Annotated in this window: 42 protein-coding genes; 7 read left to right on the top strand and 35 right to left on the bottom strand. The window is 37.6% G+C overall.

Annotated features, from left to right (window positions below):
- Positions 1 to 128 precede the first annotated feature (128 nt).
- Positions 129 to 695, bottom strand: a complete 567-nt coding sequence (gene efp, locus I6E24_RS00700; protein WP_235325431.1) for an elongation factor P — start codon at positions 693 to 695, stop codon at positions 129 to 131.
- Positions 696 to 887: 192 nt separating this feature from the next.
- On the opposite strand from efp, the gene rpmH reads away from it, so the two are divergent.
- From rpmH to I6E24_RS00735, 7 genes are all read left to right on the top strand, one after another.
- Complete coding sequence (rpmH, locus tag I6E24_RS00705; RefSeq protein ID WP_004292199.1) at positions 888 to 1,049, top strand: 50S ribosomal protein L34; 162 nt, start codon at positions 888 to 890, stop codon at positions 1,047 to 1,049.
- A gap of 425 nt (positions 1,050 to 1,474) precedes the next feature.
- Positions 1,475 to 2,125 (top strand): PASTA domain-containing protein, encoded by a 651-nt coding sequence (locus I6E24_RS00710; RefSeq protein WP_235325432.1) that lies wholly within the window; start codon positions 1,475 to 1,477, stop codon positions 2,123 to 2,125.
- Between the two features lie 14 nt (positions 2,126 to 2,139).
- Positions 2,140 to 3,219 (top strand): RluA family pseudouridine synthase, encoded by a 1,080-nt coding sequence (locus I6E24_RS00715; protein WP_235325434.1) that lies wholly within the window; start codon positions 2,140 to 2,142, stop codon positions 3,217 to 3,219.
- A 30-nt stretch (positions 3,220 to 3,249) separates the two neighbouring features.
- Positions 3,250 to 4,239 carry a D-alanine--D-alanine ligase gene (locus tag I6E24_RS00720; protein ID WP_235325436.1) on the top strand — a complete coding sequence of 330 codons (990 nt, stop codon included), beginning with the start codon at positions 3,250 to 3,252 and terminating at the stop codon, positions 4,237 to 4,239.
- Between the two features lie 29 nt (positions 4,240 to 4,268).
- Entirely contained in the window at positions 4,269 to 5,423 is a 1,155-nt protein-coding gene (locus tag I6E24_RS00725) for an acyltransferase (protein WP_235325438.1), read from the top strand.
- The gene (locus I6E24_RS00730) at positions 5,420 to 6,076 is read left to right on the top strand and encodes a NigD1/NigD2 family lipoprotein (protein WP_235325440.1); all 657 of its coding nucleotides are present in this window, start codon (positions 5,420 to 5,422) and stop codon (positions 6,074 to 6,076) included. Before I6E24_RS00725 ends, I6E24_RS00730 begins: the two co-directional genes overlap by 4 nt.
- Before the next feature lie 15 nt (positions 6,077 to 6,091).
- Complete coding sequence (locus I6E24_RS00735) at positions 6,092 to 6,490, top strand: rhodanese-like domain-containing protein (protein ID WP_235325485.1); 399 nt, start codon at positions 6,092 to 6,094, stop codon at positions 6,488 to 6,490.
- Between the two features lie 84 nt (positions 6,491 to 6,574).
- On the opposite strand, the gene rplQ is transcribed toward I6E24_RS00735, so the two are convergent.
- From rplQ to I6E24_RS00905, 34 genes are all read right to left on the bottom strand, one after another.
- Positions 6,575 to 7,060 (bottom strand): 50S ribosomal protein L17, encoded by a 486-nt coding sequence (rplQ, locus tag I6E24_RS00740; protein ID WP_235325442.1) that lies wholly within the window; start codon positions 7,058 to 7,060, stop codon positions 6,575 to 6,577.
- A 3-nt stretch (positions 7,061 to 7,063) separates the two neighbouring features.
- Positions 7,064 to 8,056, bottom strand: a complete 993-nt coding sequence (locus I6E24_RS00745; RefSeq protein ID WP_235325444.1) for a DNA-directed RNA polymerase subunit alpha — start codon at positions 8,054 to 8,056, stop codon at positions 7,064 to 7,066.
- Positions 8,057 to 8,067: 11 nt separating this feature from the next.
- Positions 8,068 to 8,673: a 30S ribosomal protein S4 gene (gene rpsD / locus I6E24_RS00750; RefSeq protein ID WP_235325446.1), complete on the bottom strand. Its 606-nt coding sequence runs from the start codon at positions 8,671 to 8,673 to the stop codon at positions 8,068 to 8,070.
- Positions 8,674 to 8,716: 43 nt separating this feature from the next.
- Positions 8,717 to 9,106 (bottom strand): 30S ribosomal protein S11, encoded by a 390-nt coding sequence (gene rpsK, locus I6E24_RS00755; RefSeq protein WP_005844897.1) that lies wholly within the window; start codon positions 9,104 to 9,106, stop codon positions 8,717 to 8,719.
- Between the two features lie 11 nt (positions 9,107 to 9,117).
- A complete protein-coding gene (gene rpsM, locus I6E24_RS00760; RefSeq protein WP_235325448.1) occupies positions 9,118 to 9,498 on the bottom strand; it encodes a 30S ribosomal protein S13 in 381 nt (126 codons plus the stop codon).
- Positions 9,499 to 9,531: 33 nt separating this feature from the next.
- Complete coding sequence (ykgO, locus tag I6E24_RS00765; protein WP_002558051.1) at positions 9,532 to 9,648, bottom strand: type B 50S ribosomal protein L36; 117 nt, start codon at positions 9,646 to 9,648, stop codon at positions 9,532 to 9,534.
- A gap of 14 nt (positions 9,649 to 9,662) precedes the next feature.
- Positions 9,663 to 9,881, bottom strand: a complete 219-nt coding sequence (infA, locus tag I6E24_RS00770) for a translation initiation factor IF-1 (protein WP_002558052.1) — start codon at positions 9,879 to 9,881, stop codon at positions 9,663 to 9,665.
- A 3-nt stretch (positions 9,882 to 9,884) separates the two neighbouring features.
- Positions 9,885 to 10,682 carry a type I methionyl aminopeptidase gene (gene map / locus I6E24_RS00775; protein WP_235325450.1) on the bottom strand — a complete coding sequence of 266 codons (798 nt, stop codon included), beginning with the start codon at positions 10,680 to 10,682 and terminating at the stop codon, positions 9,885 to 9,887.
- A gap of 8 nt (positions 10,683 to 10,690) precedes the next feature.
- Positions 10,691 to 12,037: a preprotein translocase subunit SecY gene (secY, locus tag I6E24_RS00780; protein ID WP_235325452.1), complete on the bottom strand. Its 1,347-nt coding sequence runs from the start codon at positions 12,035 to 12,037 to the stop codon at positions 10,691 to 10,693.
- Between the two features lie 4 nt (positions 12,038 to 12,041).
- Entirely contained in the window at positions 12,042 to 12,488 is a 447-nt protein-coding gene (gene rplO / locus I6E24_RS00785; protein WP_235325454.1) for a 50S ribosomal protein L15, read from the bottom strand.
- A gap of 30 nt (positions 12,489 to 12,518) precedes the next feature.
- Positions 12,519 to 12,695, bottom strand: a complete 177-nt coding sequence (gene rpmD / locus I6E24_RS00790; protein ID WP_235325456.1) for a 50S ribosomal protein L30 — start codon at positions 12,693 to 12,695, stop codon at positions 12,519 to 12,521.
- A gap of 11 nt (positions 12,696 to 12,706) precedes the next feature.
- A complete protein-coding gene (gene rpsE, locus I6E24_RS00795) occupies positions 12,707 to 13,222 on the bottom strand; it encodes a 30S ribosomal protein S5 (protein ID WP_204390357.1) in 516 nt (171 codons plus the stop codon).
- A 6-nt stretch (positions 13,223 to 13,228) separates the two neighbouring features.
- The gene (rplR, locus tag I6E24_RS00800) at positions 13,229 to 13,570 is read right to left on the bottom strand and encodes a 50S ribosomal protein L18 (RefSeq protein WP_235325458.1); all 342 of its coding nucleotides are present in this window, start codon (positions 13,568 to 13,570) and stop codon (positions 13,229 to 13,231) included.
- A gap of 21 nt (positions 13,571 to 13,591) precedes the next feature.
- Entirely contained in the window at positions 13,592 to 14,161 is a 570-nt protein-coding gene (rplF, locus tag I6E24_RS00805) for a 50S ribosomal protein L6 (protein ID WP_235325460.1), read from the bottom strand.
- A 15-nt stretch (positions 14,162 to 14,176) separates the two neighbouring features.
- Positions 14,177 to 14,572: a 30S ribosomal protein S8 gene (gene rpsH, locus I6E24_RS00810; RefSeq protein ID WP_235325462.1), complete on the bottom strand. Its 396-nt coding sequence runs from the start codon at positions 14,570 to 14,572 to the stop codon at positions 14,177 to 14,179.
- 55 nt (positions 14,573 to 14,627) lie between these two features.
- The gene (gene rpsN / locus I6E24_RS00815) at positions 14,628 to 14,927 is read right to left on the bottom strand and encodes a 30S ribosomal protein S14 (protein WP_154043485.1); all 300 of its coding nucleotides are present in this window, start codon (positions 14,925 to 14,927) and stop codon (positions 14,628 to 14,630) included.
- A gap of 6 nt (positions 14,928 to 14,933) precedes the next feature.
- Positions 14,934 to 15,491 (bottom strand): 50S ribosomal protein L5, encoded by a 558-nt coding sequence (gene rplE, locus I6E24_RS00820; RefSeq protein WP_235325464.1) that lies wholly within the window; start codon positions 15,489 to 15,491, stop codon positions 14,934 to 14,936.
- 3 nt (positions 15,492 to 15,494) lie between these two features.
- Positions 15,495 to 15,815, bottom strand: coding sequence for a 50S ribosomal protein L24 (gene rplX, locus I6E24_RS00825; RefSeq protein WP_154043487.1), 321 nt, complete (start codon positions 15,813 to 15,815; stop codon positions 15,495 to 15,497).
- Between the two features lie 20 nt (positions 15,816 to 15,835).
- The gene (rplN, locus tag I6E24_RS00830; protein WP_154043488.1) at positions 15,836 to 16,201 is read right to left on the bottom strand and encodes a 50S ribosomal protein L14; all 366 of its coding nucleotides are present in this window, start codon (positions 16,199 to 16,201) and stop codon (positions 15,836 to 15,838) included.
- A 2-nt stretch (positions 16,202 to 16,203) separates the two neighbouring features.
- Complete coding sequence (gene rpsQ, locus I6E24_RS00835) at positions 16,204 to 16,461, bottom strand: 30S ribosomal protein S17 (RefSeq protein ID WP_204445171.1); 258 nt, start codon at positions 16,459 to 16,461, stop codon at positions 16,204 to 16,206.
- Positions 16,462 to 16,472: 11 nt separating this feature from the next.
- Positions 16,473 to 16,667, bottom strand: coding sequence for a 50S ribosomal protein L29 (rpmC, locus tag I6E24_RS00840; RefSeq protein ID WP_235325466.1), 195 nt, complete (start codon positions 16,665 to 16,667; stop codon positions 16,473 to 16,475).
- A 7-nt stretch (positions 16,668 to 16,674) separates the two neighbouring features.
- Complete coding sequence (gene rplP / locus I6E24_RS00845; RefSeq protein WP_154043491.1) at positions 16,675 to 17,106, bottom strand: 50S ribosomal protein L16; 432 nt, start codon at positions 17,104 to 17,106, stop codon at positions 16,675 to 16,677.
- Positions 17,107 to 17,127: 21 nt separating this feature from the next.
- Positions 17,128 to 17,859 carry a 30S ribosomal protein S3 gene (rpsC, locus tag I6E24_RS00850; protein WP_204404529.1) on the bottom strand — a complete coding sequence of 244 codons (732 nt, stop codon included), beginning with the start codon at positions 17,857 to 17,859 and terminating at the stop codon, positions 17,128 to 17,130.
- A 6-nt stretch (positions 17,860 to 17,865) separates the two neighbouring features.
- Positions 17,866 to 18,276, bottom strand: a complete 411-nt coding sequence (gene rplV, locus I6E24_RS00855) for a 50S ribosomal protein L22 (RefSeq protein ID WP_154043493.1) — start codon at positions 18,274 to 18,276, stop codon at positions 17,866 to 17,868.
- A 37-nt stretch (positions 18,277 to 18,313) separates the two neighbouring features.
- Complete coding sequence (rpsS, locus tag I6E24_RS00860; protein WP_013618002.1) at positions 18,314 to 18,583, bottom strand: 30S ribosomal protein S19; 270 nt, start codon at positions 18,581 to 18,583, stop codon at positions 18,314 to 18,316.
- Positions 18,584 to 18,605: 22 nt separating this feature from the next.
- Positions 18,606 to 19,427 carry a 50S ribosomal protein L2 gene (gene rplB, locus I6E24_RS00865; protein WP_235325468.1) on the bottom strand — a complete coding sequence of 274 codons (822 nt, stop codon included), beginning with the start codon at positions 19,425 to 19,427 and terminating at the stop codon, positions 18,606 to 18,608.
- Positions 19,428 to 19,435: 8 nt separating this feature from the next.
- Positions 19,436 to 19,726, bottom strand: a complete 291-nt coding sequence (rplW, locus tag I6E24_RS00870; protein WP_235325470.1) for a 50S ribosomal protein L23 — start codon at positions 19,724 to 19,726, stop codon at positions 19,436 to 19,438.
- 19 nt (positions 19,727 to 19,745) lie between these two features.
- Positions 19,746 to 20,375: a 50S ribosomal protein L4 gene (gene rplD / locus I6E24_RS00875; RefSeq protein WP_235325472.1), complete on the bottom strand. Its 630-nt coding sequence runs from the start codon at positions 20,373 to 20,375 to the stop codon at positions 19,746 to 19,748.
- On the bottom strand, positions 20,375 to 20,992 hold the full coding sequence (gene rplC / locus I6E24_RS00880) for a 50S ribosomal protein L3 (protein WP_235325474.1): 618 nt from the start codon (positions 20,990 to 20,992) through the stop codon (positions 20,375 to 20,377). The genes rplD and rplC overlap by 1 nt, the downstream gene beginning before the upstream one ends.
- A 20-nt stretch (positions 20,993 to 21,012) precedes the next feature.
- Entirely contained in the window at positions 21,013 to 21,318 is a 306-nt protein-coding gene (gene rpsJ, locus I6E24_RS00885; protein ID WP_002558075.1) for a 30S ribosomal protein S10, read from the bottom strand.
- A 100-nt stretch (positions 21,319 to 21,418) separates the two neighbouring features.
- A complete protein-coding gene (gene fusA, locus I6E24_RS00890) occupies positions 21,419 to 23,536 on the bottom strand; it encodes an elongation factor G (protein ID WP_235325477.1) in 2,118 nt (705 codons plus the stop codon).
- A 32-nt stretch (positions 23,537 to 23,568) separates the two neighbouring features.
- Positions 23,569 to 24,045 (bottom strand): 30S ribosomal protein S7, encoded by a 477-nt coding sequence (gene rpsG / locus I6E24_RS00895; RefSeq protein WP_204404520.1) that lies wholly within the window; start codon positions 24,043 to 24,045, stop codon positions 23,569 to 23,571.
- A 149-nt stretch (positions 24,046 to 24,194) separates the two neighbouring features.
- Entirely contained in the window at positions 24,195 to 24,599 is a 405-nt protein-coding gene (rpsL, locus tag I6E24_RS00900) for a 30S ribosomal protein S12 (protein ID WP_154043500.1), read from the bottom strand.
- Positions 24,600 to 24,782: 183 nt separating this feature from the next.
- Positions 24,783 to 25,121 carry a DUF3467 domain-containing protein gene (locus tag I6E24_RS00905; protein WP_235325487.1) on the bottom strand — a complete coding sequence of 113 codons (339 nt, stop codon included), beginning with the start codon at positions 25,119 to 25,121 and terminating at the stop codon, positions 24,783 to 24,785.
- Between the last annotated feature and the right edge of the window lie 10 nt (positions 25,122 to 25,131).

Genomic DNA, 25,131 nt, shown 5'->3' on the forward strand with positions numbered 1-25,131 from the left:
TCACAATATTTATAATCACAAAAAACTCCTTGACATTCTATTTCGAATAACAAGGAGTTAAAAAAATAACTGCCAACCATTCTGAACACAGACGATTGGCAGTTTATTTAATACAAAAGAAATCAATATTAAGCCTTAACACGACCTACGTAAGAACCGTCACGAGTATCAACTTCGATGATTTCATCCTGGTTGATGAACAAAGGTACACGTACTGTCGCACCTGTTTCTACAGTAGCTGGCTTAGTAGCGTTTGTAGCAGTATCACCCTTCAATCCCGGTTCAGTGTAAGTAACCTTCAACTGAACTTTAACAGGCAATTCAGCGAAAAGGATAGTTTCAGTAGAAGCGTCAGAAACAACTTCGATAATCATTTCTTCTTTCAGGAAGTCAACGCCTTCGATAAGGTCGTGAGCTATAGGTACCTGTTCGAATGTTTCCTGGTTCATGAAGATATAGTCTGCTCCTTCTTTGTAAAGGTACTGGTAAGGACGACGTTCAACACGTACATCTTCAAGTTTTTCACCAATATTGAAACGACGTTCCAAAACGTAACCGTCAACAACGTCTTTCAATTTTGTACGCATGAAAGTGTTTCCTTTACCTGGTTTTACATGAAGGAAATCGATACAGAAATAAATCTTACCATCCATACGGATAGCTGTTCCGATTTTAATGTCTTGAGCATTAATCATAAGTAGAAATCTTTATATTTATATGTAATAATTGATATTCAGAGTAATAATTCGGGTACAAAATTAATCTAAATCACGAAAAAACGCAAAAAGTTTTGTGTAAAAATGACTTATATCTTTGATTATTAAAAAAAAGTCACTAATTTTGCAGCCCGAACGCATAGAATAATAACATAAATAGTATATACAAAAATGAAAAGAACATTCCAACCCTCTAACAGAAAGAGAAAAAACAAACACGGTTTCCGTGAAAGAATGGCTACTGCAAATGGTCGCCGAGTATTGGCAGCACGTCGTGCTAAAGGTCGTAAAAAATTGACTGTATCTGACGAATACAACGGAGTTAAGGCTTAAGCCGTGCTTTGGAATTAAGATTTAAGAAAAGCCGCAATGTACTGGTGACAGTATTTTGCGGCTTTTTCTATTGTCATTAATCATTATACTAGCAATCATAATCTCCATACATTTGAGATGCACATCCAGACACGTAACCAATGAAGTTAAGAATTTAATTTGGTATAGCGGAAAAATGTGGGCAAATTTAAGGTTAAACACGGGCAAGTTTAAATTCGAATTTGGGCAAGTTTAAAACAGGATTTTCAGTACATAAATTTTCCTTACTTATCTCAAGTTATTTGAGATTGAAAACTTAAATTAAATAATTCTTGACTTATATACCATTAATTACTTTCTATGCTAAAGATTTAATGTTTTTATCAGCAAGCAATAAAACGAATAATCAAAAAAATCGTATCTTTGTCGAAAATATTCAACAAGTTATGATAGGATTCAAAGACTTTTTTTCTTTCCAGAAAAACAGGTTTTTCTGGATAAACATAATAGGTATGATAGTGGTAACAATAGCCGTGATATGGAGTACATTGGCATGGCTTGATTCATATACCAGACACGGAGAAGCACACATAGTACCGGACGTGAAAAACAAGAACGTGGAAGAGGCAATGAAAATACTAAGTTCCGGCACAATGAAAAGTGTTGTAACAGACTCTAATTACGTGAAAGGACTCCCGGCTGGAATGGTTCTTGAACAGACTCCTGCAGCAGGCGCAAGAGTTAAGGAAGGAAGAACCGTATATCTGACAATAACCACTACATCAGTACCTCTCATTCAACTGCCAGACATTATAGATAACAGTTCAATAAGACAAGCTGAAGCTAAACTGAAAAGTATAGGCTTCAAGCTCACAGAACCGGAACTTGTCCCTGGAGAGCAGGATTGGGTTTACGGCGTTAAATACAGAGGAAAAGAACTCAAACCTGGAGACAAGGTTCCTAATGAAGCATTGCTGACATTATGTGTAGGTAATACGCATCTGAGAGATTCACTGGCGATGGATTCTACTTATCTTGATATTAACTCTATACCTCAAAACAATGAAGAAGCTGAGGTTGATGATTCATGGTTCTAACTAATACATACAGAATGGCTGAAGATATTTTTATTGATGATATAGATGATTCATTGGATGACCTGGAACCAACAGGTAATCAGGGAGAACTATATGAACATTTTAAGGTAGTTGTAGACAAAGGACAATCTCCGGTAAGAATAGATAAATATCTTTTTGAGAGAATTGTTAATGCTTCAAGAAACAGGATTCAGAGTGCGGCCGATGCAGGATTTGTAATGGCCAACGGAAAACCGGTAAAAAGTAGCTATAAAGTAAAGCCGTTGGATGTTCTGACGGTAATGATGGACCGCCCGAAATATGACAATGACATCATTCCTGAAGATATTCCGCTTGACATCGTTTATGAGGATAGCGAGCTGATGGTTATCAATAAACCGGCAGGACTTGTGGTTCATCCTGGATGTGGGAACTATCATGGTACACTTGTGAATGCTATAGCATGGCATCTGAGGGATGTCCCTACGTACGATCCGAACGACCCGCAAGTGGGATTGGTGCACCGTATTGACAAGGATACTTCCGGCCTGCTTGTCATAGCAAAGACTCCCGACGCAAAAACCAGTCTGGGAATGCAGTTCTACAACAAGACAACCAAACGTGAATATAATGCTTTGGTATGGGGTATTGTAGAGGAAGATGAGGGAACTATCACTGGCAATATAGGACGTAATCCTAAGGACAGGATGCAAATGGCTGTAATGGCTGACCCAAATCAGGGGAAGCACGCCGTGACACATTATAAGGTCTTGGAAAGACTGGGATATGTGACACTGGTGAAATGTGTACTTGAAACAGGAAGAACACATCAGATACGTGTGCACATGAAGCATATAGGACACGTACTTTTCAACGACGAAAGGTATGGAGGCAATGAGATTCTGAAAGGAACTCATTTCAGCAAATACAAACAATTCGTAAACAATTGTTTCGATATATGCCCAAGACAGGCTTTGCACGCAAAGACATTAGGTTTCGTACATCCTAAGACAGGAGAAGAAATGTTCTTCACTTCAGAACTGCCTAAAGACATGACAGACCTGATTGAAAAATGGAGAACATATATCAGTAACAGAGAACCGACGGTCATATAAGATAACAGATTTGAATAATATAAAATAGAAATGAAACGTACAGTAGCAATTATTGCAGGCGGTGACTCTTCGGAACACGAAGTGTCTATGAACAGCGCAAAAGGTATTTATTCTTTTATCGACAAGGAGAAATATAATCTATATATAGTTGAATTGAGTAAGAAGGCTTGGGAAGCTGTACTTCCTGACGGAACACGTTCTAAAATTGACAAGAACGATTTCAGCTTTATGGATGGTGAGAAAAAGGTGAAACCTGATTTTGCATACATTACCATACATGGAACTCCTGGAGAGAACGGTATTTTGCAGGGATATTTCGAACTATTGGACATCCCATACTCTACATGTGATGTTCTGGTTTCTGCAATGACTTTCAGCAAGTTCACACTTAACCAGTATCTGAAAGGATTTGGTATAAGAGTAGCTGAGTCTATGCTGGTGAACAAACATTTTGGTATTGAAGACAAGGATGTGATAGAGAAAATTGGTCTTCCATGTTTTATAAAGCCTAATGCAAGCGGATCAAGTTTTGGAGTGACCAAAGTAAAAACTGCTGAACAGATACAGCCTGCACTACAAGCTGCTTTTGCAGAATCGGACGATGTAATGATAGAAGCCTTCATGGACGGTATAGAACTGGCCAACGGCTGCTATAAGACTAGGGAGAAATCTGTTGTATTCCCTATCACAGAAGTTGTGAGCGACAATGAGTTTTTTGACTATAATGCCAAATATAAGGGTGAAGTGACTGAAATCACACCCGCACGCTTAAGTCCTGAACTGACAGAGAGGGTTAAAAAACTTACCTCGGCAATATATGATATACTGGGATGTAAAGGTATAGTGAGAATTGACTATATCATTACTGAAGGTGAGAAAATAAATATGCTTGAAATTAACACTACTCCCGGTATGACTTCTACAAGCTTTATTCCTCAACAGGTTAAAGCTGCAGGTCTGGACATAAAAGATGTAATGACAGACATTATAGAAGAAGGACTGAACAAAATTTCCAGATAAATTATTCGACAACCATAAAACTGTAAGCTATGAATATACCTGCTGAATTTGACGAAATCAGACCTTATTCGCCGGAAGAGCTTCCAAAGATTTTTGATGAGCTTTTGTCTGACGATAAATTTCGGGAAGTTATAAAAAAAGTACTGCCTGACACTCCAATTGAAGGTGTGGCCCATATTTTGAAAAACTGCAAAACAAACCTGGATGTGCAGAAAAACATTTTTTATGGACTACTGCATGACATCTTAAACAAATATAGCGACGGATTCACTTTTGACAGTTCACAATTATCAGACAAAAACAAAGGGTATACTTTTATCTCTAACCACAGAGATATTGTGCTTGACTCTGGCTTCCTCTCAGTAGGACTTATTGACAATGGTTTTCCTACTACAGTAGAAATCGCAATTGGAGATAACTTGCTAATATATCCATGGATAAAGAAGCTTGTAAGAGTAAATAAAGCTTTCATTGTTCAAAGAGCTTTAAGTATGAGACAAATGCTTGAAGCATCGGCTAGAATGTCAAGATATATCCATTTTGCAGTTACCAAAAAAATGGAAAACATCTGGATTGCACAACGTGAAGGAAGAGCAAAGGATTCTAACGACCGTACACAGGATAGTGTTCTGAAAATGCTTGCTATGGGAGGTAACGGTGATGTGATTGACAGTCTGAAAGAGCTTAATATAGTTCCATTATCTTTATCATATGAATATGATCCGTGTGATTTCCTCAAAGCACAGGAAATGCAGTTAAAAAGAGATATTGAAGGGTTCAAAAAAAGCCAACAAGACGATCTTATCAATATGCAGACAGGAATATTCGGCTATAAGGGAAGAATACACTTTCAGGCTGGGCCATGTATTAATGATGAGATAGAAGGATTAAGAGGATTGCCTAAAGTTGAGATATTTGCTAAGGTATCAGAAATAATTGATTCTTATATCCACAGAAATTATAAAATGTATCCGGGGAACTATATTGCGTGTGATTTATTAAACGTCAATAATGACATGTCAATGCACTATAATTCTGAGGACAAAATGAAGTTCGAAGCATATTTGGACAAGAAAATTTCACTCATAAACATACCTAATAAAGATAATGAGTTCCTAAAAAAATGTATTCTTACTATGTATGCTAATCCTGCAATTAACCACATTCATGCAATTAAAGGATGAAATGGAATGCTAATATAATACTTTTATCGTGCCTAATATCAGTCAGTGCATGCCAAAAAGAGGAATATTATTATCCAAGTGTACTGACTGAATTTGTCGATATTGAAACGAATTCAACAGGAAGATTGTCATTTATTAAACGCGACAACGGTGAAAATTATGAGATTGCAGAAAGAAGCGGACTAGAAGGATTCGCACATGATTCAATCTATAGAGCTGTATCAATATTCGAACCGATAAAAGACACAAATGATAATATAACAGCAAAACTCTACTCATGTAAACTTATCACCTCAGTAATACCATCAACTGAGGATAAGTTTACCAATGGAATAAAAACTGACCCACTGAATATAGACAGGATTTGGCAATCTGGCGATTATATCAATATGATACTTGAAATAATGGCCAAAGATAAGCCGCATGGATTAAACTTTATTGAAAACGAAATAACAGAGGATGCAGATGGAAGTAAAACTCTTTATCTGACTCTTTATCACAATCAGAATGGAGACTACGAAGCTTTTACAAAGAAAGTATATGCTTCCATACCATTATGGCCTTACAGAAATGTATTATCTGAAGGGGACAAGGTTATAGTAAACATAAATACATATAAGGAAGGTAAAACGAAACGTGAATTCTATTTTTAAAATTGACAGACTATGATGCTAAAGAGTGTTTATTTTATGTTCTTTGTATGCATGTTCATGCTAGGACTTATGGCATGCAGTTCAAAGCCTAAAGATAAGTTTAAAAACCTAACAGCTGATGAATTTGAAAGACTGATAGAAAACAGTAACGTACAAAGATTGGATGTTAGAACGGTAGCCGAATATAGTGAAGGACATATTGCAGGCAGTATTAATATAAATGTCTTCGATGAAAACTTTTCAGCCACAGCGGACGAATTACTCGACAAGACACAACCGGTAGCCGTATATTGTAAAAGCGGAAGAAGAAGCAGAAATGCAGCTCAACTGCTGGTTAAAAAAGGATATACAGTATATAATCTTGATAAAGGTATTCTAAGCTGGATTGAACTGGGAAAAGATATTGAAAAATAGTAATACAAAAGAGTAAATACATATGAAAAGAAAGAGGATATGCCGTTGGCATATCCTCTTTTAATATATATTGCATCTACAGAATTATTCAGCTTTTGGGGCTTCCTCTGTTGTTGCTTCTGCAGTTTCAGCAGCAGGTGCTTCAACTGTAGTATTCTTCTTTGAACGACGTGTACGAGTAGTTTTCTTAGCAGCTGATTTAGCCATGTTCTCGTTGTAGTCAACCAATTCGATGAAACACATTTCAGCGTTATCACCCAAACGATTACCAGTCTTGATTATACGAGTATAACCTCCTGGACGATCGGCAACCTTAACAGAGATTTCTTTAAAAAGTTCAGTTACTGCAAACTTGTCCTGCAAGTTGCTAAATACAACACGACGTGAATTAGTTGTATCTTCCTTTGACTTAGTTATCAATGGTTCAACGAACTTCTTCAAAGCTTTAGCCTTCGCAACAGTCGTAGTGATTCTTTTGTGCTTGATCAAAGAACATGCCATATTTGACAACATAGCGTTTCTATGAGAAGCAGTACGACCTAAATGGTTAAATTTTTTATTATGTCTCATTTTTTATTCTTTATCTAATTTATATTTAGAAATATCTGTTCCAAACGTAAGATTCAGACTCTCGAGCAAATCATCAAGCTCAGTGAGCGATTTCTTACCAAAGTTTCTGAACTTAAGAAGATCTGTCTTATTAAACTGAACAAGGTCTCCCAATGTTTCAACATCTGCAGCTTTCAAACAATTCAATGCACGTACTGATAAATCCATATCAACGAGTTTTGTTTTGAGAAGCTGTCTCATGTGAAGTACTTCTTCATCAAATTCTTCGTTACTGTCAGCATCAGATGCTTCAAGAGTAATCTTCTCATCAGAGAATAACATGAAATGATGAATCAATATCTTCGCTGCTTCTTTAAGCGCATCCTTTGGGTGTATGGAACCATCCGTACTAATTTCAAGTACAAGTTTCTCAAAATCGGTTTTTTGTTCAACACGATAATTTTCTACTGAATACTTAACATTACGTATCGGAGTATAAATAGAATCAATAGGAATTACATTAACATCAGTGCAATACATGCGATTTTCATCAGCAGGTACATATCCACGACCTTTGTTAATTGTAATATCTATTTGCATAGTTGCTTTTGAGTCTAAATGGCAAATAACCAATTCAGGATTTAACACTTCAAATCCGGTCAAATGCTTACCAATGTCTCCTGCTTTAAATTCAGTAGAATTTTCAACAGTTATACTGACACTTTCATTTTCGTATTCGTCAACTATTTGCTTGAATCTTACTTGCTTAAGATTCAAGATAATGTTAGTTACATCTTCTTTTACACCAGGAATTGTTGCAAATTCGTGTTCAACACCTTCAATACGTATTGTATTAATAGCGTAACCTTCCAAAGAAGAAAGAAGAATACGGCGTAAAGCATTACCTACGGTAATACCGAAACCGGGTTCAAGCGGTCTAAATTCAAACTTTCCGAATTTTGAATCCGCTTCTAACATTAATACTTTATCTGGTTTTTGAAATGCTAATATCGCCATGAAATTAATTATTATTTAGAGTACAATTCAACGATTAAGTGTTCTTTAATGTTTTCTGGTATGTCAGCTCTCTGTGGAACATGTAACATTTTACCTGTCTTAGAGTTCTGATCCCATTCTATCCAAGGATATTTACTGTGGTTGAATCCAGCTAAAGAATTAGTAATTACTTCCAAAGACTTAGATTTCTCGCGTACAGCGACTAATTGTCCTGGTTTGATAGAATAAGAAGGTATATTTACAACCTTACCATCAACAGTTATGTGCTTATGTCCAACTAACTGACGAGCAGCAGCACGAGTTGGAGCAATACCCATACGGAACACAACGTTATCTAAACGACATTCAAGTGCCTGCAACAAAAGTTCACCAGTAATACCATTCTGGCTAGCAGCTTTTTCAAACATATTACGGAACTGTTTTTCCAAAACTCCATAAGTATATTTAGCTTTCTGCTTTTCTGCTAACATGACACCATATTCAGATGTTTTTCTACGGCGAGTATTTCCATGCTGTCCAGGAGGATAGTTTCTCTTAGCCAAAACTTTATCCGCTCCGAAGATAGCTTCACCGAATTTACGTGCAATTCTACTTTTAGGTCCAGTATATCTAGCCATTTCTATTTCAAATTTTAATTGTTATTAATACAGGTGTCTGAAATTATACTCTTCTTCTTTTTGGAGGACGACAACCGTTGTGAGGCAATGGAGTTACGTCAATGATTTCTGTAACTTCTATTCCGGCTCCGTGTACGGTTCTGATAGCTGACTCACGTCCGTTACCTGGACCTTTAACGTATGCTTTTACTTTTCTCAATCCAAGGTCAAATGCTACTTTTGCACAATCTTGTGCAGCCATCTGTGCTGCATAAGGAGTGTTCTTCTTTGAACCTCTAAATCCCATCTTACCTGCAGAAGACCAAGAAATAATCTGACCTTCACTATTTGCTAAAGAAACAATGATATTGTTAAATGATGAATGAACGTGTAACTGTCCGTTTGCATCAACCTTCACATTTCTCTTTTTAGCTGCGACTGTTTTTTTTGCCATATCAACAATTATTATTTAGTAGCTTTTTTCTTATTTGCAACTGTTTTCTTTCTTCCCTTACGTGTACGAGCATTATTCTTTGTGCTCTGACCTCTTACAGGAAGTCCCAAACGGTGACGTACACCACGATAACAACCAATATCCATTAATCGCTTAATGTTTAACTGGATTTCTGAACGAAGATCACCTTCTACTTTGTATTCAGCACCAATAATCTCACGGATTTTAGCAGCCTGATCATCAGTCCAATCCTTTACTTTAATGTCACGATCAACACCTGCTTTGTCCAAAATTTTTGCTGAACTGCTGCGTCCTATACCATATACGTATGTTAACGCAATCTCACCTCTTTTATTCTGAGGCAAATCTACACCAACTATTCTTATAGCCATACACTAAATTATTTTTTTTGCAAAAATAATAAATTATCCTTGACGTTGTTTATACTTAGGATTTTTCTTGTTAATAACATACAAACGGCCATTACGTCTAACGATCTTACATTCCGGCGTACGTTTTTTTAATGAAGCTCTTACTTTCATATCTTAATTTTCTATTATTTGTATCTAAAAACAATTCTTCCTTTAGATAAATCATATGGAGACATTTCAACTCTCACCTTATCTCCAGGAAGTATTTTTATGTAATGCATTCTCATTTTACCAGAAATATGAGCTGTAATCTCATGTCCGTTCTCCAGTTCTACTCGAAACATTGCATTTGACAATGCCTCAACTATAACACCATCTTGTTCTATTGCAGATTGCTTTGCCATATTTTAATTTTTCTTTTCTCTTAAAACTTCTTCTATATAGTCAAATGATGAAAGTATATCTGCTTTATCCAAACCTACAGCTATTGTATGTTCAAAATGAGCAGCAATACTGTTGTCTCTAGTCCTGACTGACCAATTATCTTTTTCAAGGAATACCTTCCTATCACCTAAAGTAATCATAGGCTCAATTGCAAGACACATTCCTTTTTTTAACAGAGGACCACTACCTCTCCTACCATAGTTAGGAACAGCAGGATCTTCGTGCATTTCTTTACCTATTCCGTGTCCTACGAATTCACGGACAACACCGTAATGATAAGATTCACAATGATTTTGTATAGCAAAACCAATATCTCCTACTCTTTTCCCATGAACTGCATTTTCAATACCTTTATATAAAGCCTCTTTTGTAATCGCTAAAAGTTGCTGCACCTCTGGCGATACTTCACCAACACAAAAGGTATAAGCAGAATCACCACAAAAACCGTTTAGTAGAGTTCCACAATCAACCGATACGATATCTCCATCATGAAGAGGTTCATCATTCGGTATTCCATGAACTACCTGACTATTAACAGATGTACATATTGATGCTGGAAATGGAGAACCATATGGATTTGGGAATCCTTTAAATGTCGGTATTGCTCCATTATCTCTAATAAACTCTTCTGCGATTCTATCAAGCTGTCTGGTAGTAATTCCTGGCCTTATCATTTTGGCAACTTCGGCCAGAGTTCTTCCAACTAGAAGATTACTCTGACGAAGTAGCTCTATTTCATCATCTGTTTTAAGAATAATCATAGCATTATTTAGTAAGCTGCAACGTTACCAGAACGTCCTCTGATTCTTCCTGTACTCAACAAACCATCGTAATGTCTCATTAACAAATGACTTTCTACCTGTTGAAGAGTATCCAAAACTACACCTACCAAAATCAGTAGTGAAGTACCACCAAAGAACTGTGCAAACTCTGCTTGAATTCCGAAATAACCTGCAAAAGCAGGTAATACTGCTATAATAGCCAAGAAAATAGAACCAGGAAGAGTTATTCTAGTCATTATCGTATCCAAATAATCTGCTGTTTGCTTACCAGGCTTAATACCAGGTATGAAACCATTATTACGTTTCATATCCTCAGCCATCTGGTTAGGATTGATTGTTATTGCAGTATAGAAATATGTGAATACAATTATCAATATTGCAAAAATCAAATTATAAGCAAAGCTAGTATGATCAATCAAAGATCTCATCAAACCGCTAGCGCTTTCAGTATTAGAAAAACCAATAAATGTTATTGGAATAAACATAATAGCCTGAGCAAAAATTATTGGCATTACATTCGCAGCATTAACTTTTAACGGTATATACTGTCTTGCTCCACCATATTGTTTGTTTCCAACGATACGTTTAGCATATTGTACAGGAACTTTTCTGACTCCCTGAACCAACAGTATAGCAGCTGCTATAACAGCTAATAACGCAACGATTTCAATTATAAACATAATAACACCACCTGTTTCAGCTAAAGTCAATCTTGAAACTAACTCACCACCGAAAGCTTGTGGAAGTCTTGCTATAATACCAACCATTATTATCAAAGATATTCCATTACCAATACCTTTATCAGTAATTCTTTCTCCTAACCAAAGTACAAACATACTACCAGCAGCCAAAATAATGGTAGATGTAATAATAAAGAAAGTCCAATCTAATGAAGCATTAAGAGCTGGTCCAGCCTGAAACTTCAAGTTGATAAGGTATGAAGGAGCCTGAAATACCAAAATTAACAAAGTAAGAATTCTTGTATATTGGTTGATTTTTCTTCTTCCACTCTCACCTTCTCTTTGCATCTTCTGGAAATATGGAACAGCTATCGCTAATAATTGGATAACGATTGAAGCTGATATATATGGCATAATTCCCAAAGCAAATATAGATGCATTGGAAAAAGCTCCTCCAGAAAACATATTTAACAAAGCCAAAAGACCTTCACTAGTTTGCTCATGCAATTTAGACAACATTTCTGGATTGATACCTGGTAATACCACATAGGAACCTAAACGGTAAATTGCAACAAACAATATGGTAATGAGGATCCGCTTTCTCAGATCCTCAATATTCCATATATTTTTTAATGTTTCAATAGATTTTCTCATTTAATCAGAGTTTTACTGCATTACCACCAACGGCTTCGATTGCAGCTACCGCACTTTTTGAGAAAGCATTTGCTTCAACATCAAGTTTAGTAGTTAAACTACCGTTACCAAGAACTTTCACTAACTGGTTAGAAGATATGTAACCTGCTTCAATCAGCTCATTGAGACCAACTTTAGTTAAATTTTTAGCATCTGCTAAAGCTTGGATTGTTTCAAGGTTGATTGCTTTATATTCTACACGGTTTATATTCTTGAAACCAAATTTTGGAACACGACGCTGAAGTGGCATCTGACCACCTTCAAATCCGATCTTTTTAGAATAACCAGATCTAGATTTTGCTCCTTTATGTCCTCTTGTAGAAGTACCTCCTAAACCAGAACCTGGACCACGACCAATTCTTTTTCTAGTCTTTACAGAACCTTCAGCAGGACGCAAATTATTTAAATTCATATTGTAAAATCCTTTATTATTAACAATATATTACTTAACGATTTGAACAAGGTGCTTAACCTTTTGAATCATTCCAAGGATTGATGGAGTTTCTTCGTGTTCAACCACACGATTCATCTTGCGAAGACCAAGTGCATCCAATGTTTTTTTCTGATCTGCAGGAGCACCAATTCTACTCTTTACTTGTTTAATCTTTATAGTTGACATGTTATTCCTCCTTATCCTCTAAATACTTTATCCAAACTTACACCTCTATTCTGTGCAACCATTCTTGCATCTCTCATCTCTCCTAAAGCCTTGATAGTAGCTTTAACCAGATTGTGAGGGTTAGAAGAGCCTTTAGATTTAGCCAAAACGTCTGTTACACCTACACTTTCAAGTACTGCACGCATTGCACCACCTGCTACAACTCCTGTACCGGTTGAAGCTGGTTTGATGAATACTTCAGCACCACCAAATTTAGCTGACTGTTCGTGAGGAACAGTACCTTTAAGAACAGGAACACGTGTAAGGTTTTTCTTTGCAGCCTCTACACCTTTGGCAATAGCAGCAGTAACTTCACCTGCTTTACCAAGTCCCCAACCGATGATACCATCTTCGTTACCAACTACTACAATAGCAGAGAAACTGAAAGTTCTACCACCTTTAGTAACTTTAGTAACACGGTTGATTGCAACCAATCTATCTTTTAATTCAATATCGTTAGTGATCTTAACTCTGTTGTTAACTGCCATAATTCATTAAAATTTAAGTCCACCGTTACGAGCAGCATCAGCTACTTCTTTTACTCTCCCATGATACAAGTAACCATTACGGTCGAATACGACAGTCGTAATTCCAGCTTCCTGAGCCTTTTTAGCGATCAGTTCACCAACTTTTGCAGCTTGTTCTTTCTTTGGGCATGCTTCCATACCAAGTGAAGATGCAGCAGCTAATGTTTTTCCGCTCAAATCATCGATTACCTGAACGTAGATCTGCTTGTTACTTCTAAATACACTCATACGCGGACGCTCAGGAGTACCTGATACTTTATTGCGTACTCTATATTTGATTTTAATTCGTCTTTCTATTTTTGTTGTCATAATTATACGTATTTAAGTGAATTATTTAGCACCAGCTGACTTACCAGACTTTCTACGAATTTCTTCGCCAACAAACTTAATACCTTTTCCTTTGTAAGGTTCAGGCTTACGGAAAGAACGTATTTTAGAACAAACTTGACCGAGCAGCTGTTTGTCACAAGATTCCAAAATAACAAGAGGGTTCTTATTTCTTTCAGATTTTGTTTCAACTTTTACCTCAGGTGGCAACTGTAAAAATATATTGTGTGTATAACCCAATGCAAAATCAATAATATTACCATTATTTGAAGCACGGTAACCTACACCAACAAGTTCTAATTCTTTTTTGTATCCCTGAGAAACACCAACAACCATATTGTTGATCAATGCACGATACAAACCGTGGAAAGCATGACGCTGTTTTGGATTGTCCTGCAAAGCATTTTCGTTTTCAGTCAATACAACGTGTCCATCAGCAATTTCGACATTGATAGAAGGATCAACAAACTGACTAAGTTCTCCTTTTGGACCTTTAACGTTTACAACATTTTCCTTTAGAGTAACTGTTACCCCAGAAGGGATTGTAATAGGTAATTTACCAATTCTTGACATAGTTAATCCTCCTAATTAATATACATAACAAAGAACTTCACCACCAATCTTCAATTCAGCAGCTTCCTTGTTTGTCATTACACCTTTGGAAGTAGATATAATTGCAATACCTAATCCATTAATTACTCTCGGCATGTCTTTGTATCCAGTGTATTTACGCATACCTGGAGTAGAAACTCTGATAAGCTTCTTGATTGCGTTAACCTTGTTAACGTTATCATACTTCAAAGCCACTTTGATAGTTCCCTGAGGACCATCTTCTACGAATTTGTAGTTCAAGATGTAACCTTTGTCGAACAAGATTTTAGTAATCTCTTTTTTCAAGTTTGACGCAGGCACTTCTACTACTCTGTGCTTAGCACTAATTGCATTTCTCAATCTTGTGAGATAATCTGCTATTGGATCTGTCATAAAAAAAGTTGTTAAATTAATCAGGACTACCCTGACAATATTTAATTATAAAATTTTACCAGCTTGCTTTCTTAACACCAGGAATCAAACCGTTTGAAGCCATTTCACGGAATTGTATACGTGAAATTCCGAACTGACGCATATAACCTTTTGGACGTCCAGTAAGTTTGCAACGATTATGCAAACGTATCGGATTTGAATTCTTAGGCAGGTCCTGCAATTTCTGAGCTGCTTCAAAAGCTTCTACAGGGTCACCTGTGTTAACGATTTTCTTGAGTGCAGCACGCTTCTCAGCATATTTTGCAACAAGTTTAGCTCTTTTTACTTCACGAGCTTTCATTGATTCTTTTGCCATAGCTTATCAATCTTTTTTAGCGTTTTTAAACGGTAAACCGAATTCTTTCAAAAGAGCATATCCTTCTTCATCAGTCTGAGCAGAAGTCACGAAAGTGATGTTCATACCCAAGATTTTAGTAATGCTGTCGATGTTGATTTCAGGGAAGATAATCTGTTCCTGAATACCCAAAGTATAGTTACCTCTACCATCGAACTTACTTTCAATACCTTTGAAGTCACGGATACGTGGCAATGCAACACGTACAAGTTTTTCAAGGAATTCATACATTCTCTCACGACGCAAAGTTACCATTACACCGATAGGCATTTTTTTACGTAACTTGAAGTTTGCGATATCTTTGCGAGATACAGTTGCTACAGCTTTCTGACCAGTAATAGCAGTCAATTCATTAATAGCAACGTCAATGATCTTCTTATCGGCTACAGCCATTCCCAATCCCTGATTGATAACAATCTTTTTAAGAACAGGAATCTGCATTGTCGAAGAATACTGGAATTGATTCTTCAATGCTGGAGCTATACGCTCAGCATATTCTTTCTTAAGGCTTGCAGTATTACTCATTTATTAGATCTCCTCTCCTGATTTTTTTGCATAACGAACAAATGTTCTTCCGTCAGAACTTTCTCTTCTACCAATACGTGTTGGTTTACCTGTCTTAGGATCTACAGGGTTAAGATTTGAAATGTGAATAGGAGCTTCCTGTTTCACAATACCACCCTGAGGGTTCTTTGCATTAGGCTTAGTACTCTTAGATACCATATTGATACCTTCTACCAAAGCGCGTCCTTCTTTAACAAGAACTTTCAACACACGTCCAGTCTTACCTTTATCTTCACCAGAGTTAACGTAAACTGTATCGCCTTTTTTAATATGTAATTTACTCATTACTTAAATCTTTTACAAAATTAAAGTACTTCAGGTGCCAAAGAAACAACTTTCATGTTTGCATTACGCAATTCTCTTGCTACCGGACCAAAGATACGACTTCCTCTAATTTCGCCAGCGTTATTAAGAAGTACGCAAGCATTATCATCAAAACGAATGTAAGAACCGTCAGCACGACGGATTTCTTTCTTAGTACGTACGATCAGGGCTTTTGATACGGCACCTTTTTTAACATCACTTGAAGGGATTACACTCTTTATTGAAACTACAATAACATCCCCAACAGAGGCATAACGTCTTTTTGTACCACCTAAAACGCGTATACAAAGAGCTTCTTTTGCACCACTGTTGTCACACACTGTAAGTCTTGATTCTGTTTGTATCATGATTACTTAGCTCTTTCAATAATTTCAACTAATCTCCATCTCTTTGTTTTGCTCAACGGACGAGTTTCCATAATACGAACTGTATCTCCTGGAAGACATTCGTTCTTTTCATCGTGAGCATGGTATTTTTTCGTTTTGCTAACGAACTTACCATATATAGGGTGTTTCTCCTTAAACTTAGCAGCAACAGTAATGGTCTTATCCATTTTGTTGCTAACTACAACACCAGTTCTTTCTTTTCTTAAATTTCTAACTTCCATGTGGACCATTATTATTTGTTAAGTTCTCTCTGACGCAACTCTGTCTTCATTCTTGCGATTGTTCTGCGCAATTGTTTAATCTGAGCAGGATTTGCCAGTGGAGAGATTGAATGATTCAAAACCATTTGTTTGTAATTAGCTTCTTCAGTCTGAATTCTTTCAGCTAATTCGCTAGTAGCTATTTCTCTAATTTCTGCAATCTTCATATCTCAATTAAGCATTTTGACTTGCGTCGTAATCACGTCTAACAATAAACTTAGTTGTAACTGGAAGTTTCTGAGCTGCAAGGCGCAGAGCTTCTTTAGCTATATCAAAAGGAACTCCTTCTACTTCGATCAGGATACGACCTGGAGTTACAGGAGCAACGAATCCTTCTGGTGAACCTTTACCTTTACCCATACGTACGTCAGCAGGTTTACGAGTAATAGGTTTATCAGGGAAAATACGAATCCATATCTGACCCTGACGCTGCATATATCTTGTTACAGCAATACGAGCTGCTTCTATCTGACGTCCAGTGATCCATTTAGTCTGCAATGACTTGATACCAAAAGTACCGAAAGCCAGCTGATGTCCTCTCTGGGCATTACCTTTAGCGCTACCTTTCTGCTGTCTTCTGAATTTTGTCTTTTTCGGTTGTAACATAATTCCTAAAATTCAAATTCGTTAGCGATTGTTGTTTCTTTTCTTACGGAAATTCTTTCCACCATTGTTTGAACCGTTGTTACGGCCAGTTTCTTTTGTCTGAGTGAAGTTAGGAGCCAACTCACGTTTTCCATAAACTTCGCCACGGCAAATCCATACCTTAATACCAAGCAGACCTACTTTTGTCAAAGCTTCAGCATGACAATAGTCAATGTCAGCACGGAAAGTATGAAGTGGAGTACGTCCTTCTTTATACATTTCAGAACGTGCCATTTCAGCACCGTTCAAACGACCAGATATAAGAATCTTTATACCTTCAGCGCCCATACGCATTGTGTTTGCAATAGCAGTTTTGATAGCGCGTCTGTAAGCGATCTTACCTTCAACCTGGCGTGCTATATTATTAGCAACAATCACAGCGTCTAACTCAGGTCTTTTTACTTCAAAGATATTGATCTGAATGTCCTTGTCAGTGATCTTCTTCAACTCTTCTTTCAACTTATCAACTTCCTGACCACCTTTACCTATGATAATTCCTGGACGAGCAGTGCATACAGTGATTGTCACCAATTTCAGAGTACGTTCAATTACAATTCTTGAAACACTTGCCTTTGCAAGTCTGGCATTCAAGTACTTACGGATTTTGCTATCTTCGAGCAAAGCGTCACCATAATTTTTGCCACCGTACCAATTTGAATCCCATCCTCTGATAATTCCTAAACGGTTGCTTATCGGATTAACTTTCTGTCCCATCTACTCTTAATTTTGATTATCATTAGTATTCTTAGAATCAACGAACAAAGTCACGTGATTTGAGCGCTTACGGATTCTGTAACCTCTACCCTGTGGAGCTGGTCTCATTCTTTTAAGAGTTGCACCACCATCAACATAAATCTTAGTTACAAACAATTCGCCGCTTTCAGCCTTACGTTCGTTTTTCTGTTCCCAGTTAGCAATAGCAGAGCGTAACAATTTTTCCACTCTAGCAGAAGCTTCTTTAGAAGAAAACTTCAGTACACCAAGTGCTCTATTCACTTCCATACCGCGAATCATGTCAGCCACGAGACGCATTTTTCTTGGAGATGTAGGAACATTCTGCAACTTGGCAAAATACATGGTCTTAAGGGCTTCTTTTCTTTTTTCAGCCGATATTTTTTTTCTTGCTCCCATTATTATTTACTTTATTATTTTTCAAATAAGTCTCCTGTTATTTTTTCTTGTTACCGGCATGTCCACGGAATGTACGTGTAGGAGCAAATTCTCCCAACTTGTGACCTACCATATTTTCTGTAACATAAACAGGAATAAATTTGTTACCGTTATGAACTGCAATTGTATGCCCTACGAAATCAGGCGAAATCATTGAAGCTCTAGCCCAAGTCTTAACAACTGATTTCTTGCCGCTTTCATTCATAGCAAGCACCTTCTTTTCCAGTTTTACATTAATATATGGACCTTTTTTTAATGAACGACTCATAATTTACTCAATTAATCAGTTATTACTTTCTTCTCTCAATTATATACTTAGAAGACTGTTTCTTAGGTGCTCTAGTCTTCAAGCCCTTAGCATACAAGCCTGTACGTGATCTTGGGTGACCTCCTGACTGACGTCCTTCACCACCACCCATTGGGTGATCAACAGGGTTCATAACAACACCACGGTTATGTGGACGGCGACCTAACCAGCGAGAACGTCCTGCCTTACCAGAAGATTCAAGAGCGTGATCAGAGTTGCCAACACTACCGATAGTAGCTTTACAAGCACTCAAGATTTGTCTTACTTCACCTGAAGGCAATTTGATAACACAATACTTACCTTCGCGAGAAGTCAACTGAGCAAAATTACCAGCCGATCTTACCAAAGCTGCACCCTGACCTGGACGTAACTCGATATTGTGAATAACTGTACCTACAGGGATGTTTTCGAGCGGAAGTGCGTTACCAATCTCTGGCGCTGCAGTCGCTCCTGACATCAAAGTGCTGCCTACCTGCAATCCATTAGGAGCAATAATATATCTCTTTTCTCCATCAGCATAGTACAACAAAGCGATTCTTGCCGAACGGTTTGGATCATACTCTATTGTCTTAACAACTGCTGGAACACCGTCTTTATTTCTCTTGAAGTCGATGAAACGGATTTTTCTCTTATGACCGCCACCAATATAGCGCATTGTCATTTTACCTACGTGGTTACGACCACCTGTAGAACGCTTTCCACATACAAGAGATTTTTCTGGTACCGATGCAGTAATTTCCTCAAAAGTACCAATAATTTTGTGTCTCTGCCCCGGTGTTGTGGGCTTAAATTTACGTACTGCCATCTTATTTATTAAATATTGCTATAAAAATCAATAGTATCGCCTTCTTTCAATGTCACTATAGCTTTTTTGTAAGCATTAGTACGACCCTTGATAAGACCAGATTTAGTATAACGGCTCTTATTTTTACCAGCGTAACGAATTGTGTTTACGCCAACTACTGTAACGTTATACAAAGCTTCGATTTCACTCTTAATCTCTAATTTGTTAGCATCAGGACGAACAATAAATCCGAAACGGTTATACTTTTCAGTTATTGCAGTCATTTTTTCTGTTACTAACGGTTTAATAATAATTCCCATTTTACTAAGCCTCCTTTAATTATTTAACTAAGGTTTCCTCGATAGCCTTCAATGCGCTCTCTGTAACAACAAGAGTTTCTGCATTCAATACAGAGTATGTATTTAACGCAGAAGCAATTGCAAGATTTGTACGCTCTAAGTTACGAGCAGACAAATATACGTTTTTATTTGCTTCTGGCAAAACCATAAGTAGCTTTTTGCCAGCCACTTTAAGATTATTCACAACATTTATAAATTCTTTTGTCTTTGGAGCTTCAAAAGTGAAATCTTCAACGACAACAATGTTGTTTGACTGTGCCTTATATGACAAAGCAGATTTACGAGCAAGAGCCTTAACTTTCTTATTCAGTTTGAACCAGTAATCACTTGGTTTAGGACCAAACACACGAGCACCGCCAACCAAAAGTGGAGAGTTGATATCACCACGACGAGCTCCACCGCCACCTTTCTGACGACCCAATTTACGAGTAGAACCGCTAATTTCGCTTCTTTCCTTTGATTTGTGAGTTCCTTGGCGCTGATTAGCCATGTACTGCTTAACATCAAGATAGATAGCGTGATCATTTGGTGTAATACCGAAAACAGCTTCATTAAGAGCTACCTTTCTTCCAGTATCTTCACCTTTAATATTTAATACGTTAACTTCCATTATTTCTCAATTATTACGATTGAACCTTTGTATCCTGGAACTGAACCTTTGATCAATAGAAGGTTGTGTTCTGGAATAACTTTTAATACCTGTAAGTTGTGAGTAGTTACTCTATCACCACCCATGTGTCCACCCATGCGCATTCCTTTGAAAACTTTTGCAGGGTAAGAACAAGCACCGATAGAACCCGGTTTACGAGCGCGGTTGTGCTGACCGTGAGTAGTCTGGCCTACACCACCAAAACCATGACGTTTTACAACACCCTGGAAACCCTTACCTTTAGAAGTACCAATGATGTCAACATAAGTTGCGTCATTGAACAATTCTACAGTGATAGTGTCACCTAAATTCAATTCTTCTGAGAAATCTTTGAACTCGGCCAAGTGTCTCTTAGGAGTTACACCAGCTTTCTTAAAGTGTCCAATCAAAGGTTTAGTAGTATGCTTTTCTTTTTTGTCCTGGAAACCTACCTGAACAGCAGCATAACCATCTTTTTCAACACTCTTAATCTGAGTAACTACACAAGGACCAGCTTCGATAACAGTGCATGGTACATTCTTACCATCAGCACTGAACACGGATGTCATTCCGATTTTCTTTCCTAATAATCCTGGCATTTCAGTTAAATTTTAATTGATTAAACTTTAATTTCTACTTCTACTCCACTTGGTAATTCCAATTTCATCAAAGCATCAACAGTTTTAGCAGTTGAGCTATAGATGTCGATAAGTCTCTTATAAGAAGACAATTCGAACTGCTCACGTGACTTCTTGTTTACGAAAGTCGAACGGTTTACAGTAAAGATTCTTTTGTGAGTTGGCAATGGAATTGGACCGCTTACGATAGCGCCAGTAGCCTTCACAGTTCTTACAATTTTTTCAGCAGACTTGTCAACCAAGTTGTGATCGTAAGATTTCAGTTTAATTCTGATTTTCTGACTCATTGTTAAGTTTTAAATTATTAATTAGTTATTTATGATAAGATGAAGCATGAGGGCTAAGAGTCATTCGCTAGCCCTCATAGGCTTCAAGATATTTATTTTATTAAACTAGATCAACTCGACCTTTAACTTCTTCAAGAACAGTCTTAGCGATTGAGCTAGATACCTGTGCATGGTGATCATAAGTCATTGAAGAAGTAGCACGACCTGATGTAATTGTACGCAATGCTGTTACATAACCGAACATTTCTGCCAGTGGAACCATTGCTTTTACAATACGAGCACCTGAACGGCTTGATTCCATACCTTCAACCTGACCACGGCGCTTGTTCAAGTCACCGATTACATCACCCATGTTTTCTTCAGGAGTAACAACTTCAAGCTTCATGATAGGTTCCATAAGAACTGGACCTGCCTTAGCACATGCATTCTTGTAAGCCTGAATAGCACAGATTTCGAAAGACAACTGGTCTGAGTCTACTGGGTGGAATGAACCATCCTTCAAAACAACCTTCAATGAATCGAGAGGGAAGCCAGCCAACACACCATTCTTCATTGCAGTCTGGAAACCTTTCTGTACTGAAGGGATGAATTCCTTAGGCACGTTACCACCTTTAACCTCATCGATGAACTGAAGTCCACCTTCTTTGTAATCTTCGTCAACTGGGCCGATAGTTACGATGATATCAGCGAACTTACCGCGACCACCTGACTGTTTCTTATAAACTTCACGAAGTTCTACTGTCTTAGTAATAGCTTCCTTATAGTTAACCTGAGGACGACCCTGGTTACATTCAACCTTGAACTCACGTTTCAAACGGTCGATGATGATATCCAAGTGAAGCTCACCCATACCAGAGATAACTGTCTGACCAGTCTGTTCGTCAGTTCTTACAGTAAATGTTGGGTCTTCTTCAGCAAGCTTAGCCAAACCGTTAGAAAGCTTATCAAGGTCTTTCTGAGTCTTAGGCTCAACTGCGATACCGATTACAGGTTCTGGGAAGTCCATAGACTCAAGAACGATTGGAGCTGTTTCGTCACAAAGAGTATCACCAGTACGGATATCTTTGAAACCTACACCGGCACCGATATCACCTGCGCTAACTACTTCAACTGGGTTCTGCTTGTTTGAGTGCATCTGGAACAAACGAGATACACGTTCTTTCTTACCAGAGCGAGAGTTGAAGATATAAGAACCTGCTTCTACTTTACCAGAGTAAACACGGAAGAAAGTCAAACGACCAACATATGGGTCAGTTGCGATCTTAAATGCAAGAGCAGAAGTCTTTTCGTCTTCATCTGGTTTACGATCTTCTTCAGCACCTGTATTTGGGTTAGTACCAATAATGTTTGGTGTATCAAGTGGAGAAGGCAAGAACGCACATACATAGTCAAGAAGAGTCTGAACACCTTTGTTCTTGAATGAAGATCCACAGAACATAGGCACGATATCCATCTTCAAAGTACCTGCGCGAAGAGCACGCAAGATTTCTTCTTCAGTGATAGTAGAAGGATCATCGAAATATTTCTCCATCAGAGCTTCGTCAAACTCAGCTACTTTTTCAAGCATCTTATCTCTCCATTCCTGAGCTTCATCTACCAAGTTAGCAGGGATATCCTCAACATCGTAGTCTGCACCCATTGTTTCATCGTGCCACAAGATAGCTTTCATTTTGATAAGGTCAACTACACCTTTGAAGTTTTCTTCAGCACCGATTGGAATAACAACCGGACAAGGGTTAGCTCCAAGAACATCTTTCATCTGGCGAACAACTTCGAAGAAGTCAGCACCAGAACGGTCCATTTTATTTACATAACCGATACGTGGAACATTGTACTTGTCAGCCTGACGCCATACAGTTTCAGACTGTGGTTCAACACCACCTACTGCACAGTACGCAGCAACTGCACCGTCAAGAACACGCAAAGAGCGTTCTACTTCAGCAGTAAAGTCAACGTGTCCCGGAGTATCAATCAAGTTTATTTTATAAGTATTACCCGCATATTTCCAACGAGTTGTAGTAGCGGCAGAAGTAATAGTGATACCACGTTCCTGCTCTTGCTCCATCCAGTCCATTGTTGCTGCACCGTCATGAACTTCACCAATCTTGTGAGTCAAACCAGTGTAGAACAAGATACGTTCTGAAGTCGTAGTTTTACCAGCATCAATGTGAGCCATGATACCGATATTACGGGTCAAATGCAAATCTTGTTTAGCCATTTTAAATATACAATTATTTAATTATTACTTGATTAAAATCTGAAATGCGCAAAAGCACGGTTAGCTTCAGCCATACGATGCATATCTTCTTTACGTTTGAATGCACCACCCTGCTCGTTGTAAGCATCAAGAATTTCAGCAGCCAATTTATCAGCCATACACTTTCCACCACGCTTACGAGCAAACAATATCAAGTTCTTCATTGAGATTGACTCCTTACGTTCAGGACGAATTTCAGTAGGAACCTGGAAAGTTGCACCACCGATACGGCGTGATTTTACTTCAAGTTGTGGAGTCACATTATCAAGAGCTTTTTTCCATACATCTAGAGCAGAAGTCTCATCTGCAGGCAATTTAGTGCCAACTACATTAAGTGCACCATAAAAGATTTCATAAGAAGTATTCTTCTTTCCATCATACATCAGATGGTTAACGAATTTAGAAACCTTCTGATCATTAAATACTGGGTCCGGAAGAACCACACGTTTTTTTGGTTTTGCTTTTCTCATTTTGTTTGACAATTTATGTTTAGTTTGGGGCTGCACCTCTGTTCGCTTCAACATCTCCTCCGAGATATTTACTCAACCTTAAAGCTTTTCCAACAAACCAAAACGAAATTAATAAAGTCTTTACTTAAAAGGATTGTACTCAGCTAATATTATTTTTTACCTTTAGCTGCTGGCGCCTGTCCTGGTTTTGGACGTTTTGCACCATATTTAGAACGTCTCTGTGTACGACCTGCTACACCTGCAGTATCCAATGTACCGCGAACGATGTGATAACGTACACCTGGAAGGTCTTTCACACGACCACCACGTACCAATACGATTGAGTGTTCCTGCAAGTTGTGTCCTTCTCCCGGGATGTATGAGTTAACTTCCTTAGAGTTTGTCAGACGCACACGAGCAACTTTACGCATTGCTGAGTTAGGTTTTTTCGGAGTTGTAGTATAAACACGAACGCAAACACCACGTCTCTGAGGACATGAATCAAGCGCTGGTGATTTACTTTTCTCAACCAAAACCGTTCTTCCTTTTCTTACTAATTGTTGAATAGTAGGCATTTTGTTTGATTTTTAAATTTATATTATTGTTTATTCAAATTCCAATCCTAAAGCGAAACTACATATTTCGGGTTGCAAAGGTACGAATAAGTTTTTAATACACAAACACTTTTAGAAATAAAAAAGGTCCAATAAGCTCATTTTTGCGCAAATTGGACCTCAATAAAGATTTTTTATTATTTTTTAAGCTTCTCCTTTAAAGTCTGTCAATGGTGGAACAAATGTTTTGCCCATCTTTTCATCATTTGCAACCCTATCTTCCGGCATATTGACTACTCCAAAATTTCTTTCGTACTTAACCATATTATCTTGAAGGGCAAACATCAACCTTTTTGCATTTTCAGGTGTCATTACTATTCTTGACTGTACACCTGCTTTTGGTAATCCAGGTAGTACCGATACAAAATCTATTATAAATTCAGATGTTGAATGTGTAATAATGGCAAGATTAGCATATGTACCTTTTGCCACTTCTTCTTTCAGTTCTATTTGTAACTGGTTATTCTTGTTTTCGTTTTCCATGATAAAATAA

This window comes from Bacteroides caecigallinarum (assembly GCF_021530995.1).
In the GTDB taxonomy this organism is placed as follows: Bacteria; Bacteroidota; Bacteroidia; order Bacteroidales; family Bacteroidaceae; genus Phocaeicola; species Phocaeicola faecigallinarum.